A 17,708-nucleotide genomic window follows, 5' to 3' on the forward strand; every position below is an offset into this window, starting at 1 on the left:
TTCATTACAAAACAGGAGTTCGCAGAGTATTCTGGAATTTCAATTGAAGTGATTAGCGAGTATTTGATTGACTAGATTAAGATCGTGTTGTCATGTAATCATCCTTACCAATATCTCATATAATTTGACTCCATTTAGTTTACAAAGTAAATGTCATTTCGTATCTTTGTAAAAGTCAAAGGACTACAAATGAAGTTATTATCAATTAAATAATAGGTGAGTAATTCGGGAGTTTTACAATAATCCATACGAATAACTGTTTGAATAAGTACTATTTACATAGCTTGGTTCGAGTCCTGTTGGGGCTACATACGAAGTGTCGTAATTAGCTATATTTTAGTTATTTGCGACATTTCTGTTTTTGCTACACACAGTTCTATACACAGTATAGGATGACTATGATCGGGCTTTTGAGTGTGTATAGTTTTCTACCCTATAGATACTCGCTTCCTCCTCCAAAAGCCAAAACCCATTCAAATAAATTATTAAGGGTATAAAAACGATGTCAGTTCTCACGGATCACATACTTTATTACCATAGAATTTATATCATTATAGTTACTTTTTATTGTATTACAGCCGTTGATTAATAACTGCTTTTCACAAAATACATCAATTAATAACTGTTTTTCAAGGATAATGACTGCTTTTCATATTTTTGTATAACCACTTTTTACGGATTAATGTCTCCTGAGAAAGGTGCTGGAATCCTATTAGCATCTACTTATCGATTTTATTCAGTGGTAAACCACCTCCGATAATAATGTAAATGTCTTGAATAATACCATCGATTATTATTCCAAACGAGGTAAACTATCTTCAGAAATAAGATGAGTTTAAAGGGTATTTAGGTGATAAATTTGAGATGCCAGATAACCTAGCTGCCTTCGTAGTTAGGCTCCTTGAGCAAGGAAATGGGGAGTTTTCTAAAAGAGCAATAATTAAAGGATTTAACGATTTTCCGCCTCATGAAATATCGAAAATTGAGAATGAGTATAAGACAATATTTATGTAGCTAAATACTCACTCTGATATACAAAGCGTATGTTTGTTTTGAATCACACACAGTTTTCACACTATTAAAACTGAGTTACCTCACTTACTTATGGATGAACATAAAAAAGGTTGACCTATTGGTCAACCTTTTTGTCTTTATCATCGAGGATCTTGAACTCTAAAAAGCTTAATGAGGCGGAAGGAATCAACTTAAGTCCAAAACCGTATTTGAACTTCCATTTTAAAAATATGGACGGGAAACCTTTCGTTAGATAAGCTCCCAAGTAAGGATGAACCTTCAGGGTCAATTTTTTAATCTTTTGTATTTGAACAGCTTTTTTAATGCTGTCTTCCAACTTCTCTTCAAGTAGGATAGCTGGTGCAATTTTACCTGTTCCATAGCAGGTAGGACATGACTCATCGGTTTCGATAGCCAATTCTGGTCGTACTCGCTGGCGTGTGATTTGCATGAGACCAAATTTACTTAGCGGAAGGATGTTATGCTTTGTCCTATCAGGAGTCATAGCTTCCTTCATCTTCTCAAACACTTTTTGCCTGTGTTCCGACTTTTGCATATCAATAAAATCGACAACAATAATACCACCCATATCCCTAAGTCTCAACTGTCGGGCAATTTCATCGGCGGCTGCAAGGTTTACTTCCAAGGCATTGTTTTCTTGGTTGCTTGCATTTTTAGAGCGGTTTCCGCTATTAACATCAATAACGTGAAGTGCTTCTGTGTGTTCGATAATAAGATATGCACCACTTTTAAAAGAAACTGTTTTTCCAAAAAGTGATTTAATCTGTTTTTCAATTCCAAATTGATCAAATAAAGGAACGTCTCCTTTAAATTCTTTCACAATTTTTTCTCGATCGGGCGCAATCAAGCCCACATATTCTTTGACCTCTTTGCACATCTCTTGATCTGAGATATAAACGCTGTTAAAAGAAGGGCTCATGATATCCCTAAGAATGGCTGAGGTACGGCCAATTTCTCCAACAACAAGTGCACGTGACTTTAAATTAAATAATTTGGCAGTGGATTCGTCCCAACGACGGGTAAGGGTTTTCAATTCCTTATCCAGCTCGGCAACTCTTTTGCCTTCGGCCACGGTTCGGACGATTACTCCAAAATTTTTGGGTTTAATACTGATTAACAGTTTTTTCAGTCTGTTTCTTTCTTCGGCAGATTTAATTTTCTGACTCACAGAAACTTTATCCGAAAACGGCATCAGTACTAAATTACGTCCTGCAATGGATAATTCAGAAGTTAGCCTTGGTCCCTTTGTTGAAATAGGTTCCTTGGCAATTTGCACCATAACTTCCTGACCTACTGAGAGAACTTCTGATATGGTACCGTTTTTATCGATATCCATTTCAGCTTTAATTTTGTTTAAGTCAACGCCTCCCTTTTTAGTGGTTTTGGCCATGTTAAGAAACTTCTTCAGGGTACGAAACTGAGGTCCAAGATCTAGATAATGCAAAAATGCATCCTTTTCGTATCCTACGTCTACAAAAGCAGCATTCAGTCCTGGCATAATTTTTTTTACCTTACCTAGGTAAATATCGCCAACGGTAAACTGAATATCGACTTTTTCGCGTCTTAACTCTACCAACCTTCTTTCTTCGAGCAATGCAATAGAAAGCTCTTCGGGAGATACATCAACAAATAGTTCTGCACTCACTTTAGTAGGTATTTTCAATATAAATAAGAACTTCTACCTGACTTCGTTGTCAGGATTTTTTCAATTTGTACATAAAACAAAGAACAAACAACGAGGAGTTAACTCCTGATGTTTGTTCTCTATTATGTTTTCACAATAAGATTTCGAAGATTACTTCTTCTTATGCCTATTTTTTCTAAGCCTTTTCTTACGCTTATGCGTAGCAATCTTATGTCTTTTTCTTTTTTTACCGCTTGGCATACTACAAAAATTTAACTATTAATAACCAATTACTTTACGTTGTTCTTCACCTTAGTAACAAAGCTCTTTGAAGGCTTGAATGCAGGAATGAAGTGTTTAGGGATAATGATAGTTGTGTTTTTAGAAATATTACGAGCTGTTTTCTCAGCTCTCTCTTTTACGATAAAACTTCCGAATCCACGTAAATATACATTCTTCCCTTTAACTAACGAACCTTTAATAGTCTCCATAAAAGCCTCGATAGTCTTTTGAACTGTAACCTTCTCAATTCCGGTATCTTTTGAAATCTCGTTTACAATATCAGCCTTTGTCATCTCTCTTTAAAATTATTTAATTATCAACTAATTACATCAATTTTCTAAAATTCAGACTGCAAAGATATAACGAATTCGAAAAATAAAAAAACAAAAAGTCTATTTTTGATAAAAAAAAACGAGATGGGTAAGTTCAGTAGTGACTTGATTTTGTGGTATAAAGACCATAAACGTGACCTTCCATGGCGCGAAACGACGGAGGTTTACTGTATTTGGGTGTCGGAAATTATATTGCAACAAACTCGTGTAAATCAAGGATTAAGTTATTATTATAATTTTCTAGAGAACTTTCCTACGGTACATAAATTGGCAAATGCAACAGAAGATGAGGTGCTTAAATGTTGGCAAGGCTTGGGCTATTATTCTAGGGCTAGAAATATGCATGCAGCGGCCAAATTTGTTTCTGAGCAGTTGAAAGGTGTTTTTCCGACTTCTTATGATGGTTTGCTACAGTTAAAAGGAGTGGGAACATATACAGCAGCGGCTATTAGTTCTATTTGTTTTAATGAGCAAAAAACGGTGGTGGATGGAAATGTATTTAGGGTATTAACTCGAATTTATGGAATAGAAACGGCAATAAATACTGCCAATGGTAAGAAAGAAGTGGAAGAACTGGCTCAATCGTTAAATGATGGTGATAGTTATGGAGATTTTAATCAGGCCATTATGGAGTTTGGAGCTTTGCATTGCACACCTAAGTTGCCAAAGTGTGACACCTGTATTTTTGCACAATCGTGTTGGGCACTTAAAAACAGTAAGGTAGATGTACTTCCTATAAAAGAGAAAACCTTAAAGATTAAGAAAAGGTATCTGACTTATTTATTTGTGAAAGATAAAGAGGGTAATACGATAATTCAACGTCGTAACGAAAATGATATTTGGAAAGGATTGTATCAATTTCCATTATTAGAACATTCACGAAAGTGCAGTGTGCAGAGTGTTTTAGAGCAAACAGAGTTTGTTGAGCTTATTGGTTTACAATCTATTAAAATACGTAAAGAAGATAATGTAAAGCATATTTTAACGCATAGGCATTTGTTTATTAAGGTGCTTTTTATTGAGCTAGATAATTTAGAAAGCTTTTCACAGGATGGTTACCAATTGGTGCATCACTCTGAATTGAATTCCTTTGCGTTTCCTAAACCTTTAAGCAATATTTGGGAAGAATGGGATAAATAAAATTACCGATGCAGAAGTTTATTTTAATAGTAATCATACAAACAGGTAGACTTGTATGTTCTTAAAGTACCTATGTGGTTTTGTAAGTTTCAGTAATAGAGTTATATGAGAGCCTAAATGTAGAGTCTAATCTAAATTCCAAAAACCAATAAGATATTATTATATACTTCTGATTTTAATATTTGTATTGGATAGGAAGTTTTGTATTTTTATCAATCCAAAAATAAGCAAATTATTATGTCAGTAAATAAAGTTATTCTAGTAGGTAACGTAGGGAAAGACCCTGAGATTAGATATTTTGAAAATGATAGAGCGGTAGCCAATTTTACAATTGCAACAACCGAACGTGGTTTTACAACTAGTTCTGGTCAGCAAATTCCAGAGAAAACCGAATGGCATAATATTGTAGTTTGGGGAGGTTTAGCAAAAGTTGTAGAAAGCTATGTGAAGAAAGGTACTCAAATTTACATTGAAGGTAAATTAAGAACCCGCTCTTGGGATGACAAAGAAGGAACTAAAAGATACACAACTGAAGTTTATGTAGATAACTTACAGTTATTAGGTCGTAAATCGGATAATCCGGGAGGTGCTCAAGGACAAGCGGCTAGTTATGGAACACCAGTACAGTCGCCTGCTCAAAACCAACAGCCCATTTCATCACCGCCACAATCGCCAGCTGCGAATGCGCCTAATGATGATATTTTAGGAGAGTCATCTGAACAGGACGATTTACCATTCTAATATTCACTTAATTCTGCATTCTTGGAAACAGATTTGGTTATTTCATCCATTCAACCCTATTTTACTTTAATGGAATTGTTGCCTCTAACTGCTGGGGCAACGTTTGCTATACTAACATTAATACTGTTGTTGGTGTTTTCTGCCTTACTTTCGGGTTCGGAGGTAGCGTTTTTTTCGCTTAGTCCAGCCGATCTTCAGGATATTGAAGAACACGACGGTAGAAGCAGTCGCATCATATTAAAACACCTAAAAGCTCCCGAGCAATTGTTAGCTACTATATTAATTGGTAATAACTTTGTAAATGTGGGTATCGTTATTCTATCGGCCTTTATAACTAAATCATTATTTGTTTTTAATGAAGGTTGGATAAAGCTGACAGTGGAACTTGTTGGTATTACTGGGTTAATTTTATTTTTTGGTGAGATATTACCCAAAGTGTATGCATCCCGTTTTTCTCGCAGATTTGCCGAAGCCATGGCTTATCCAATATTGGTATTAAAAGGCATATTTAAACCTTTAAGCGCCATTCTCGTTGGAACAACGGGTTTTGTAAATAGACGAGTTGCAAAAAAAACGGGTTCTATATCTCTGGATGATATATCGCATGCCCTCGAATTAACTGGAGATGAAATTACCGAAGAAAAAGAACTGCTGGAGGGAATTGTTAAGTTTGGTAACTTAAATGCAGCCGAGGTTATGACGGCAAGAGTTGATGTTATCGATATTGAAATTACCTCAGACTATAATAAAGTATTGGCAGTCATTATAGAATCTGGCTACAGCCGAATTCCTATATTTGAAAACACACCGGATAATGTGAAAGGTGTTTTGTATGTAAAGGATTTGCTATCGCACCTTGATGAAACCAAAGACTTTAAATGGCAGGAGTTAATGCGTACGCCATATTTTATTCCAGAAACTAAAATGATTGATGATTTGTTGGAAGAATTTCAGCAAAACAAAATTCATATGTCTATTGTGGTAGATGAGTATGGTGGAACTTCTGGAATAGTAACGTTGGAAGATATTTTAGAAGAAATAGTGGGTGAGATTACGGATGAGAATGACGATGATGAGTCTTTCTATGTTCGTCAGCCAGATGGCAGTATTATTTTTGAAGGCAAAACGTTATTAAACGATTTTCATAAGGTAACTGAAACTGACGAAACCGAATTTGAAAAAGTAAAAGGCGAGGCAGAAACATTAGCTGGCTTAATGCTAGAAATTAAAGGGGAGATACCTGATAAAAACGAACAGATTCAATACAAGAAATATTGTTTTACAGTTGTTTCTGTAGATTCAAGAAGAATTCGAAAGCTTAAATTTGAGCTGAAGAATAATAAAGCCAAAAAGTAATAATCAATGTTTAAAACCTTATTAATAGCCAGTTGTTTGTGTGCAATAATGCTGTACTCGTGCAAGCAGCATGGCACACCAAAGCCAAGAGCATATTATCGTATCTCGTTTCCAGAGCATGAATATAAAGTGATGGACCAAGCGGCGCCTTATACCTTCGAATATCCAAGTTACACGCAATTGTTGAATGATAATGTTTCGCACGATGCTGAGGAGTTCTGGTATAACTTAAACTACCCTAAATTAAATGGCACGGTTCACATCAGCTATAAAGCCATTGATGATAATTTAAATGTGATGTTAGAGGATAGCCGAAAACTTGCCTATAAGCATTCCATTAAGGCAGATGCCATAGGAGAGCAGATTTTTATTTCTCCGGAGAAAAGGGTTTTTGGTACTTTGTATGATATTCAAGGAGATGCCGCTTCGTCGGTGCAATTTCATCTAACCGATAGTAATTATCACTTTGTGAGAGGTTCCTTGTATTTTAACGCCATTCCGAATAAAGATTCATTAGCACCTGTGGTTGATTTTGTTACTGCTGATATCATACATTTGATGGAAACATTTGAATGGAAAAAAACGCCTTAGAATTACATGGCTGAAATTTTAAGAAAAAAGACGCAGAACCAAGGTTTGGTGGTGGTATGGAAAATGGAGGAGTCCTTGGAGGAGCTTTTTAGTATGCTTCAATTGTCGGCAGATGATTTGGAGAAGGTGGACTCTTACAGATTAGACAATAGAAAGAAAGAGTTTTTAACATCGCGTTGCCTGATTAAACAGGTGATTAACGAGGAACCCATTATTGAATATTTAGATTCAGGCAAACCGATATTAAAAAATAAGGATTACCGCATCAGCATTAGTCACACCAAAGGATATGTGGCTGTAGCATTTTCTGTAGGCGAGTATGCGGGCATCGACATTGAGCACCCTTCCGAAAGAGTAGCAAGAGTATACAAGCGTTTTGTGAGCGAAAAGGAAGCGGAGTTTATTCCAGAAAATCAAAAGGTAGAATATTATACCCTTATGTGGTCTTTAAAGGAGAGCATGTATAAAATGTACGACAGAAAGAATAGTATTTTTAATGTCAACTTTATATGCCATCCGTTCAATTTAAATAAAGAGGGTAACATAAGTGCCACATTTAGTTTTGAGGACCATAAAACCATGGACTTTGAATATATTACAAGTGATGATTTTTTTATGGTTTACCATTGTTAATCATTCTTTACGTTTTATAGCCATCTGTAAAAGGAATATACATACATGATTCTAAACACAGTACATACTAAGATAAAAGAAGGCAAAAAACTATTTGCTGTACTTATCGACCCAGATAAGTTTCCGAAGGAGAACTTACTGAAGATTATTACGGCTATGGAAACAGCCAATCCTGATTTAATATTGGTTGGTGGAAGTTTGGTTGCTAGTAAAATAGAGCAAGTCGTACAAATACTAAAAGAAAACTTGAGCGTACCTGTTATTTTGTTTCCTGGCAATTTGTTGCAGCTTACGCCCAATGCCGATGGTATTTTATTTATCTCATTAATATCAGGGAGAAATCCAGAATTGTTAATAGGTAATCACGTGGCTTCGGCTCCGTTTATTAAGGAAAGCGGGATGGAGGTTCTTTCTACAGGTTATGTTTTAATTGATGGAGGCACCACCACTTCGGTAGAATATATGAGCCAAACAAAACCAATACCCGCTAGTAAAACAGAAATAGCAGTGGCTACCGCTATGGCTGGAGAAATGTTAGGACAAAAACTCATTTATTTAGAAGGAGGTAGCGGTGCGCAATCGCCTGTTCCTGTTGATATGATTTCTGCTGTTAAAGAAAATATTTCTATCCCTTTAATTGTTGGAGGTGGTTTAAACACCAAAGAAAAAGTTCAAGAAGCTTGTGAAGCTGGTGCCGACATTATTGTTGTAGGTAACGCCTTTGAAAAAGATTTATCCTTACTAAAGGATTTTAAAGCAGTGGTGGATTCGTATTAGTTATTGAACGATTTCTTTTAATGGCTTTCCAATGCATCCATTCGGTTCAGTAATCTCCAATATGGTTGAAATAGTTGGAGCTACATCAATCATATCGATGGGGTCAAAAAGTTGAGCGGTTTTAATATTCCAGCCAAAGAAAATTAAAGGTGCATAACACTTCTGCTCAAACTTAATTTCTTTAGTATTATGAATCTCTTCTGTCCAGCCTGGCTTTAGTGCTACAAATAAATCGCCCGACCTGCCATAGAAGTAGTTTTGTTGAAACTCGCTAAAAGCACCAGTAGTATATTCGTTTACACGCAGGTGGTAGGCAGTAATGGTTTTTTCAATACCCGATACTTCTAATAAAAACTTAGCCGACTTATCCTGAATTTCTTCTATGGTTATTTTTTGCTCGTCCAGTAATTTATGGTTAAAATAAAACTGCTTGTCGTGATAGCCTTTTACCCACTTCCCTTGGCCATAAATAGCCATCAGATATAGGTTGAGTAAGGCAGCTGTTTTTCTGCCATTAAAAATGCCCGTATTTACCTTATTCTTTGCCAGTGTTTCAGGTAACCATCCTGTGGTAGGGGTAGAGTTTAAAACAAATAAAGTATGCTCTAATCCAACGTTATCTTTAATGAGCTGGATAAGCGATTCTATCTGAAGATCCATTCGCAATAGCATATCCTCCAGCTCCATGTCGAACATTTCCTGCGGCCTTTCTAAAAAAGGATTACACGATAACGAAATACTTAACATATCGGTATACTCATCCTTACCCAATTCCTCATTAATTAATAAAGCGGCTGCAAAATCTCTAAGCAACACATTACCCGATGGCGAACCAATAATCTTTTGATAAGGCGTTAAAGGGTTATTGCTTTTTTTATTGTACATAAAATGGCGAGGTTTAATCGGGTTTTCAGAAACAAACTCCTGATATTTTCTTAACTCCCTTAATGGTCCCCAATGTCTATCCAGATAGATATCCTGAAATTTCATGCTATTATATTTCGCCACCCAAGGTTTAGGTATGGAGTCGTGACTATTGGTCATTTCTCCCGTGGTACGGTTAAACCAGAATGATAAATCTTCATCTACATGACCTTGGTAAGCCATATCTTCAGGAACCAATGAGATGGCTGCTATTTTAGATTTCCCTTTGTAGAAGATATTTAACTCATCTGCAATCGTAGAAGCGTGTAAGTGAGGAAAAACAATACGACCAGAATCGGGCTGAGCGGTTTCATCCACCGTAATAAAAGAACTGGCATGTTCCTCCTTCTCTTTGTTGGAGGCAAACCAGCTTTCGCCAATTATACCATGTGTTGAAGGGTAGCAACCTGTATGCATATTCACCAACTTGGTTCCGCTAAAATAGGTGCTTGTTTTAAAATCGCCTTTATGGTAAAAGGTTCCATTGTTAACCAGTTGGTTAAAACCAAATTTCCCAAACTTCTCTCGAAAGGTAATGAGGTGCTCAGTTCTTAGCTCATCTAAATTAAGAAACACCACCAATTTAGGAGGTTGAACTTCATAATCGTTTTGAGCAGATAGAGAATGTATTGAATACAGAAATATAATAAGGACAAGCGATAACTTCATGTAGGCATTTTTTTACTTGTCCAAAAGTAAGCAGTGTACCGCAATATCTCAAATTTAAATCAAACTACTTGAGACTTTCTTTTATTTCTTCATGTTTTCTATAAGAAACTACATCCACATCCTCAATAAACACAATGCCAGCCCCATTAGCTTTGTCTATTAGCCCAGAAACCACTTTCGAAAAATCTTCGATTCGCTCAGCTTTGTCAATAATTTCAATAATTACTGGTGCTTCAGCTGAAAGCTCGTAAGTTTTAGATGAGTTATTTAGGCCGTTGGCACCATAGCCAGCAATACCTTTAGTTACAGTTGACCCGGCTAGGGTATATTTTTTTGCTGCAAAAACAATGGCTTCGTATAGTGATCGCTGGTATACTTTTTCTGTTTCCTGAATGATTATCTTAAGCTTTTTAGCATTCCCCTCTAATATCATAATGTCCCGTTTTTAGTTGTGTTGATTAAAGTAAGCCAAACCATAGGCTACTTCAAATTACAACTATTATAGCACACAATCAACTTAAAAAAAGATTTTTATTGAACCTGTGCATATGAATGCAAAATACTTAGTATCAACACTAAATTTGAGTGCAAATTACTTGATTGTTATCTAAATATTATTAATTTTGAAGACGTATCCTTAGAAAACGCGTTTCTTTTGATGTTTAATCCCTAAACCAAATTTTAAGTGTTTTCTAATATCCCTTAATTTACTAACATGGTCAAAATTCAAATTCAAATATTGATGCAGTTACGGTGATTCCTAACAGCCCCAATGTGAGGCTGTGTTAAACCCTTTTTGTGTAGATTATTTGACTCTTTTTGATTTGGCCGCAATTCTAATGTTTTATGAAGGTATATCAAGCAAGTCAAATTAAAAACATAGCTCTTCTTGGAAGTTCGGGCTCGGGTAAAACCACCCTCGCCGAGGCTATGTTATTTGAGGGTGGTGTTATCAGTCGTAGAGGCGATATCGAAAACCGAAGCACGGTTTCAGATTATCACAAAGTAGAACATGAATACGGTTACTCAGTATTTTCATCGGTGATGTATGCCGAGTGGCTCGATAAAAAACTCAATTTTATCGATTGTCCAGGCTCAGATGATTTTATTACAGGAGCCATTACTTCTTTAAATGTTACCGATACAGCCTTAATGTTATTAAATTCTTCTCAAGGCGTGGAGGTAGGAACACAAAACCTTTTTAGATATACTGAGCAATATAATAAACCAGTAATTTTTATTGCGAATCAGCTTGATAATGAAAAGGCAAATTTTGAACAAACCATTGACCAAGCTAGGGATAGTTTTGGTAGTAAGGTGGTTATTGTGCAGTATCCAGTAAATGTGGGTGCTGATTTTAATGCCTTGGTTGACGTGTTAAAAATGAAAATGTATAAATGGGGGCCTGATGGAGGCAAACCCGAGATTTTAGATATCCCAGCAGAAGAAAAAGAAAAAGCAGACGAATTACATAATATTTTGGTAGAGGCTGCTGCAGAGAATGATGAGAGCCTGATGGAGTTATTCTTCGATAAAGGTACGCTAGATGAAGATCAGATGCGTTCTGGAATTCATAAAGGCCTAGTTGCACGAGATTTATTCCCCGTTTTTTGTGTGGCTGCAGGTAAAGATATGGGTGTTAGAAGATTAATGGAATTTCTAGGAAATATCGTTCCATTTGTATCTGAAATGCCAAAACCAATTACAAAAGATGCAGAAGAGGTTACTTGTAGTGCCGATGGACCAGCATCTATTTTTGTGTTTAAAACAAGTATTGAACCTCATTTAGGAGAAGTATCATTTTTTAAAGTAATGTCAGGAAAGGTAAGCGAGGGCATGGATTTAATGAACATGACCAAGGATTCCAAAGAGCGCCTTTCTCAATTATATTGTATTGCTGGAAATAACAGAACAAAAATTAGCGAATTAGTAGCTGGTGATATTGGAGCAACGGTTAAACTGAAAGAAACAAAAACAAACGACACCTTAAACGAAAAAGGGTGTACCTACGCATTTGAGCCTATTCATTACCCCGATCATAAGTTTAGAGCCGCTGTAAAACCAGTTAACGAGCATGATGACGAGAAACTTGGAGAAGCACTCCATCGCATGCACGAAGAAGATCCAACCTTAGTGGTTGAGTACTCTAAGGAGTTAAAGCAAATCCTCGTATTTGGTCAAGGAGAATTCCATTTAAATACCATGAAATGGAGAATTGAGCATAACGACAAAATAAACCTTGAATTTTTACGTCCTAAAATCCCCTACAGAGAGACGATTACAAAAGCTGCTAGAGCAGATTATCGACATAAAAAGCAGTCGGGAGGATCTGGTCAGTTTGGTGAAGTTCATATGATTATTGAGCCGTATACAGAAGGAATGCCTACTCCAACCTCATACCGTTTTAACGGACAAGAGTTTAAAATGAATGTGAGAGGTACCGAAGAGGTAATTTTACCTTGGGGTGGTAAGCTGATGTTTTACAATTGTATTGTTGGTGGAGCCATTGATGCAAGATTCCTACCTGCCGTATTAAAAGGTATCATGGAAAAAATGGAAGAAGGTCCCCTAACAGGTTCTTACGCTCGTGATATTCGCGTTTGTGTGTATGATGGTAAGATGCATGCAGTGGATTCTAACGAAATTTCGTTTAAGCTTGCTGGTCGACACGCCTTTAGTGACGCCTTTAAAAATGCTGGGCCAAAAATTCTAGAACCTGTTTATGATGTGGAGGTAAAAGTTCCATCCGACAGAATGGGTGATGTAATGAGTGATTTACAAGGCCGAAGAGCGCTTATCGAAGGCATGAGTAGCGAAAAAGGCTTTGAGGTAATCAATGCTAAGGTACCGTTAAAGGAACTGGATAAATATTCAACTTCCTTAAGTTCGATAACAGGTGGTAGAGCTATGTTTACATTAAAATATGCACAGTATGATATAGTTCCGCACGATGTGCAAGGTTTGTTATTGAATGACTACCAAAAAGAACTGGAAGAAGTATAATGATAATTTTAGAAATGGATTAAGTGAACAATCGATTTCTAATAGGTTTGGTTAATTGTTGAAAGTGACATCCGGCATAGTGGTTTGTGCCGGATGTTTTTTTGTAAATGGGTTAAAATAGTCCCATTTAAAGGTAAAAAGAGTAAAAGCAAAATTTACGAATGTAGTTACATTTATATCATGTTATTAATCAATAAGAAACGAACATGATAAAGAAGATTTCTGTAGTAGTTTTCGTTATTGTTATATCGGCTTGTTCAAAATCAACGGATCACCTTTATTTTGGGCAAACACCTCCAGGTGACTCTGCCATTCTTTTTGCACCTTCTTTTATTTCATTGCCAGATAGGTGGGAGCCATGTATTACTTTCTCAAAAGACTTACATACTGCATGTTTTTATATAGAGCATTGGCCCAAGCGCGATACCAATTATATATTAATTACATCTTACCAGGATGGGGTGTGGTCTGTACCTCAAAAAGCCACTTTTGCTCATAAAAGGTATACTGGGGAGCCATTCTTTTCTCCTATAGATAATGATGTTTTGTATTTATATAGTAATCATTCAGACAATCAAGTGGGTGAACTCGATTTGAGTTTTGTAAGTAGAAAAGATTTTGAATGGAACGAACCTCGGAGCCTTGGAGCTCCCCCTAATATGCATAAAGGGCAGTTTCATCCTTGTGTTGTGGAAGATGGTTCTTTGTACTATGCAACGGATAAAGAAGGTGATATATGTAGAAGTCAATTTAAAGATGGTAAGTACATGAAGCCTGTTCGATTACCTTATCCAATTAATGGAGCAAATACGGATAGAACATGGGGCGATCCTTTCGTGTCACCTGATGAGTCTTATCTTATTTTTAAATCTACCAGAAAAGGAGGTTTGGGGCAAAATGATATTTATATCTCATACAAGAAAGTGGATGGTGGTTGGACGAACCCTAAAAATTTGGGGCCAAAAATCAATACGTCGTACGATGAGAGTGCAGGTGACATAACCCCTGATGGAAAGTACATGACATTTTGTTCTAACAAAGATCTGTACTGGATATCATCGTCATTTATTGATCGATTTCGAAGCACCAATTTTACTCCATATTTAAACGATTCTATTGATTCTATAACCTGTAAAAAGGGAGATGATTTTAAATACAAGTTCAAAGACAATGTATTTATTGATGATGATGGAAATGAAACTTTAAGTTATACGCTAACTATGGAAGGCTCTACGGTTTTGCCTGAATGGTTGCATTTTAGTGCTCAAAATAATTCCATCCAGGGAAAAACAGATCTGGCTGGTTCGTATCACCTATCATTAAAAGCACAAGACTCGGCTGGAGATTCTGCTGTTTGTAAATTTAGACTTATAGTTGAGTAAAAGCCTAATTTATTCTTCAACCGGGATAGCCTTTCCACTACCATCAAAGTAGGGATGATTAATGTAGTCAATGTTTAGTTCAGCAGGCATTCCACAATAACAGGCATTTCCTTGAGAGTACATTTTAATATTTAATGATTGCGAAGCATTTACTGAAATATCTGCCATTGAGCGATGGTTTAAATTGGTATTTTTCGATTTTAAATGAATTGCATCGACAACTACACCTCCTTCTATCCGATACGAACAATTATCGGCCTCTCCCTTAAGTATGTACTTGCCTATATTCGTTAGCCCGTAGCAAGTTAGGTTAAGCTTGTTTACATTTATGTCTAACAAGGCTTCGGTAAATGCACCCGATCCATTTGTTACAATGTTAAGCCTCTCAGCATTGTAACACCCAACAGTACTCAACTGACTCGGTTCATTAATGGTTATCTGATTAAGGTTAGTAGAAGAAATTTGAACCGTAATTAAATGATTCTTTCCTAGTAGCGGTCTTTTATTGTGGTTTAGGTACAAAGTATTGCCTTCCTTGTAACAGTTCATATCTTTTATAAGATAGTCATAGCCTTCTACTTTAATAGAGGAAGATTCATTATTACAAAAAACGATGTGGTAAGATGCATCTACTACAATTTCTGAAAAATCAGAAACTTGTATTTCATCTTGAATTATTTCTCCTTCTTTTGGAGACAGTGATTCTATATAACTGCATGATGGTAAGATGAATAATAACAGTATGTTGAGTTTTAGGTAATTTCTCATATTAGTTTCCATATTTTATTCTGTATCCAATACCGAACTCTAAAAATTCTGATTTAAAAAAACTTGCTTTTACACTAAAGTTAGCGACTAAATGATCGTTAATGTTATATCTAACTCCTAACCTGGAATACAAAGGTTCTGGCGGTTTTACTCCTGAATACAAATAAGTACCAAGATTCATGACTAAAGTAGTTTTATTCAAATACACATGGTATGCTAAAAATGTTCCCAATGCCCATTTCTCTGCGTTAGCAATTTCAGAACCTTCCTTGTATTCTTCGTAAGGTCTCCATATGTAGGATGCAATAGGCATGTATAAGCCATCTAGGCCCAGGCCAATTCCTCGTCGTGCATTTAGGTGCCAAATGTGGTTCAGGCTTAAGCTGCTGTTCCAATATATTTTAGGATTTCCCATTTCTGCCTGACTTGTTCCAACGCTTGCTACAGCAATAAATTCCTTCATTTTACTTTTAGGAGCTTTTATCTTTTCAGTTATTGGAGTAAGTGCAGGATTAAAATGATATTTCAATCCAAGGCTTGCCGAAACTGTATTTATGCCATGGTTGGGTTTTTGGGTAGCGCCATTTGAAAGGTGGTTTACAGCACCACTTAAAGCCAGTGAAAATTGTTTGTTTATTCTGTAATCAGCCAAAAGCGCAAAACCAACATATACATGAAAATGCGAACCAGAAACCAGATTGTACGGGTTGCTCTGTAGATCGAAAGGTTCAGAAGCGTAACCTAAGCCCATAGATACTTTGTTTTGAAGCGAGAATTTTGGTGTTCTGGCCATTTTGTAATTGATGTATGGAAAAAGAGCCATACCATGTCCATATACTTCTTTATTGCCAAAGGTTCCGTAATAAAAGCCCAATCCAATTTCGGGGTAATTAAAATATTTTTCCCAAGAATCGCTTTTAAACTTAGATCTACCATAGCTTATTTCAAAACCACTTACGTAGTCCTCTAAAAGATAAAGCATGCTGGAGTGATGAGGAATCACAATGCCTTTATGGTAACGAGCAGTAATATATTGATGTGTTTCGGTACTATCGCTTTGTGCAAAACAGGTTTGACAAAGGATAATAATTATTGAAACAAGGAGGTTTGATTTAATGAAGGTATTCAATGGTGTTTTGTAATTAAATGAAAAAAGAAGACTAGTTACCTCTGAACAGGTGTAGTGAGTTTTCTAACTTACGACTCTCGCCTTGGTTAAATCCAGTAGCCGTAATCACATAAAAGTATACACCTTCCGCTGCATCTTTGCCCGCAATTTTTCCATCCCAGGCATCGCCGGGGTTAGTGGTTTGAAATACCTTGCGACCCCATCTATTAAAGATGACCATTTTAAAATCTTTTATAGAGCTGTATACCACCATAAACTTGTCGTTGGTGCCATCGCCGTCAGGTGTAAAAACGTTGGGTGCATCTAAATAGATTTCCTCTACTTTAATAGGGCCAAGCGACTCGGTATCTTTACAGCCACTCACATCGTTTTTAACTGATATATCCATATGATAGGTCCCAATTTTATCAAACCTGACCTCAATTAAATCATCTTCACTTGGTTTTTCTTCGCCATCATCTGTTCTAAAATCTATTTGATAGCTTTTATTTAAACCTTTGGCCGAATCGTTAATGAAGCAAATGATACCAGCTGACCCTGTGTAACTCTTTATGTTTTTAAATTCTGTGTTTTCAGGCAATTCATTTTCGTTTTCTCTATCTAAAACATTAAATGTAAATATGGCTTTAACTGCAATAGGCTCTTCGTTGTAATGCAGACTTTCACCTGTAAGTTTGTGTGCATCATTAAAAGCTGAAGCATCTACGTAGTAAAACATTTCCTCGTATGGAGGTTCAATAAGCGGTTGCGAATTATCCGGAATGGCATCTTCTATACTTGGTTCTGATGTCCAATTATACGATATATTATAGTCTACTGTGTAATAGTCACCATTGCTAGGGTTGTAATATTCAAGTGTTTTTGTACTAATATCTGCAATTAATTGAATGTTGTTACAATTGCTAAAAAGTGAATCTGCTTTTAGGCTTAATATTTCTGGTTGAAAAGTCCAGCATACATCTTGCCTATCAATTGTGCCATTATTATTTACCGTAACTCTATATCCGCCATCACTCAGGTCAGTTAAACTGGGTTCTGTTCCTGTCATCACTACATCCCAATTGCCAGAATTATATTTTTCCCAAGTATAGGTAACATTGATTCCTCCTACTGGTGGTGTTGCTGTTAATGCACCTGTTTCAACATTAGGATATAAATAGATCAAATCATTCTCAGTATATTTTGTCTCCTGAGTATCGGTATGACCAGTGGATATGATTTGAGCTGAAGCACATGTGGCTGCCAGAAGCAACGTGAATGATAAAATATATTTGAAAAAAGTATTCATTACAAACCCTTGTTGATTATTTGAGATTTCAAAG

The 17,708-nt window shown here is 36.2% G+C and carries 15 protein-coding genes; 8 read left to right on the top strand and 7 right to left on the bottom strand.

Translation table 11 applies throughout. From position 1 onward, the window contains the following. Nucleotides 1-1,129 precede the first annotated feature (1,129 nt). Entirely contained in the window at nucleotides 1,130-2,680 is a 1,551-nt protein-coding gene (locus A8L32_RS19970; protein ID WP_066632946.1) for an Rne/Rng family ribonuclease, read from the bottom strand. Between the two features lie 269 nt (nucleotides 2,681-2,949). Continuing rightward, nucleotides 2,950-3,234, bottom strand: a complete 285-nt coding sequence (locus A8L32_RS19975) for an HU family DNA-binding protein (protein ID WP_066632791.1) — start codon at nucleotides 3,232-3,234, stop codon at nucleotides 2,950-2,952. Between the two features lie 123 nt (nucleotides 3,235-3,357). Between A8L32_RS19975 and mutY the strand changes: the two genes are divergently transcribed. From mutY to A8L32_RS20005, 6 genes are all read left to right on the top strand, one after another. Beyond that, nucleotides 3,358-4,413, top strand: a complete 1,056-nt coding sequence (gene mutY, locus A8L32_RS19980) for an A/G-specific adenine glycosylase (protein ID WP_066632799.1) — start codon at nucleotides 3,358-3,360, stop codon at nucleotides 4,411-4,413. Between the two features lie 237 nt (nucleotides 4,414-4,650). Continuing rightward, nucleotides 4,651-5,154, top strand: coding sequence for a single-stranded DNA-binding protein (locus A8L32_RS19985; protein WP_066632801.1), 504 nt, complete (start codon nucleotides 4,651-4,653; stop codon nucleotides 5,152-5,154). Nucleotides 5,155-5,175: 21 nt separating this feature from the next. After that, the gene (gene gldE, locus A8L32_RS19990) at nucleotides 5,176-6,510 is read left to right on the top strand and encodes a gliding motility-associated protein GldE (RefSeq protein ID WP_233145512.1); all 1,335 of its coding nucleotides are present in this window, start codon (nucleotides 5,176-5,178) and stop codon (nucleotides 6,508-6,510) included. A 6-nt stretch (nucleotides 6,511-6,516) separates the two neighbouring features. Continuing rightward, nucleotides 6,517-7,101 carry a gliding motility lipoprotein GldD gene (gene gldD, locus A8L32_RS19995; protein ID WP_066632806.1) on the top strand — a complete coding sequence of 195 codons (585 nt, stop codon included), beginning with the start codon at nucleotides 6,517-6,519 and terminating at the stop codon, nucleotides 7,099-7,101. Nucleotides 7,102-7,107: 6 nt separating this feature from the next. Then, entirely contained in the window at nucleotides 7,108-7,734 is a 627-nt protein-coding gene (locus A8L32_RS20000; RefSeq protein ID WP_066632808.1) for a 4'-phosphopantetheinyl transferase family protein, read from the top strand. A gap of 45 nt (nucleotides 7,735-7,779) precedes the next feature. Continuing rightward, nucleotides 7,780-8,511: a geranylgeranylglyceryl/heptaprenylglyceryl phosphate synthase gene (locus A8L32_RS20005; protein WP_066632811.1), complete on the top strand. Its 732-nt coding sequence runs from the start codon at nucleotides 7,780-7,782 to the stop codon at nucleotides 8,509-8,511. Here the strand turns inward: A8L32_RS20005 and A8L32_RS20010 are convergent, their stop codons facing one another. Beyond that, the gene (locus A8L32_RS20010; protein WP_066632814.1) at nucleotides 8,512-10,104 is read right to left on the bottom strand and encodes an alkaline phosphatase family protein; all 1,593 of its coding nucleotides are present in this window, start codon (nucleotides 10,102-10,104) and stop codon (nucleotides 8,512-8,514) included. It lies immediately after the preceding gene. 64 nt (nucleotides 10,105-10,168) lie between these two features. Beyond that, on the bottom strand, nucleotides 10,169-10,537 hold the full coding sequence (locus tag A8L32_RS20015) for a DUF190 domain-containing protein (RefSeq protein ID WP_066632817.1): 369 nt from the start codon (nucleotides 10,535-10,537) through the stop codon (nucleotides 10,169-10,171). Nucleotides 10,538-10,950: 413 nt separating this feature from the next. Here A8L32_RS20015 and A8L32_RS20020 point away from each other — a divergent pair, with 413 nt between their 5' ends. Together A8L32_RS20020 and A8L32_RS20025 are read left to right on the top strand one after the other, a co-directional pair. Beyond that, complete coding sequence (locus tag A8L32_RS20020) at nucleotides 10,951-13,107, top strand: elongation factor G (RefSeq protein ID WP_066632819.1); 2,157 nt, start codon at nucleotides 10,951-10,953, stop codon at nucleotides 13,105-13,107. Nucleotides 13,108-13,313: 206 nt separating this feature from the next. Then, on the top strand, nucleotides 13,314-14,489 hold the full coding sequence (locus A8L32_RS20025) for a putative Ig domain-containing protein (RefSeq protein ID WP_066632821.1): 1,176 nt from the start codon (nucleotides 13,314-13,316) through the stop codon (nucleotides 14,487-14,489). A gap of 9 nt (nucleotides 14,490-14,498) precedes the next feature. Here the strand turns inward: A8L32_RS20025 and A8L32_RS20030 are convergent, their stop codons facing one another. Genes A8L32_RS20030 through A8L32_RS20040 form a run of 3 tightly spaced genes read right to left on the bottom strand, consistent with a single transcriptional unit; the run spans nucleotide 14,499 to nucleotide 17,674 of the window. Continuing rightward, on the bottom strand, nucleotides 14,499-15,269 hold the full coding sequence (locus A8L32_RS20030; protein WP_066632824.1) for a GIN domain-containing protein: 771 nt from the start codon (nucleotides 15,267-15,269) through the stop codon (nucleotides 14,499-14,501). Then, the gene (locus A8L32_RS20035; RefSeq protein WP_143525179.1) at nucleotides 15,259-16,386 is read right to left on the bottom strand and encodes an acyloxyacyl hydrolase; all 1,128 of its coding nucleotides are present in this window, start codon (nucleotides 16,384-16,386) and stop codon (nucleotides 15,259-15,261) included. Before A8L32_RS20035 ends, A8L32_RS20030 begins: the two co-directional genes overlap by 11 nt. A gap of 31 nt (nucleotides 16,387-16,417) precedes the next feature. Further along, nucleotides 16,418-17,674 (bottom strand): gliding motility-associated C-terminal domain-containing protein, encoded by a 1,257-nt coding sequence (locus A8L32_RS20040; protein ID WP_066632827.1) that lies wholly within the window; start codon nucleotides 17,672-17,674, stop codon nucleotides 16,418-16,420. Nucleotides 17,675-17,708 lie beyond the last annotated feature (34 nt).

The organism is Labilibacter marinus, from assembly GCF_001659685.2.
GTDB classification, from domain to species: domain Bacteria; phylum Bacteroidota; class Bacteroidia; order Bacteroidales; family Marinilabiliaceae; genus Saccharicrinis; species Saccharicrinis marinus.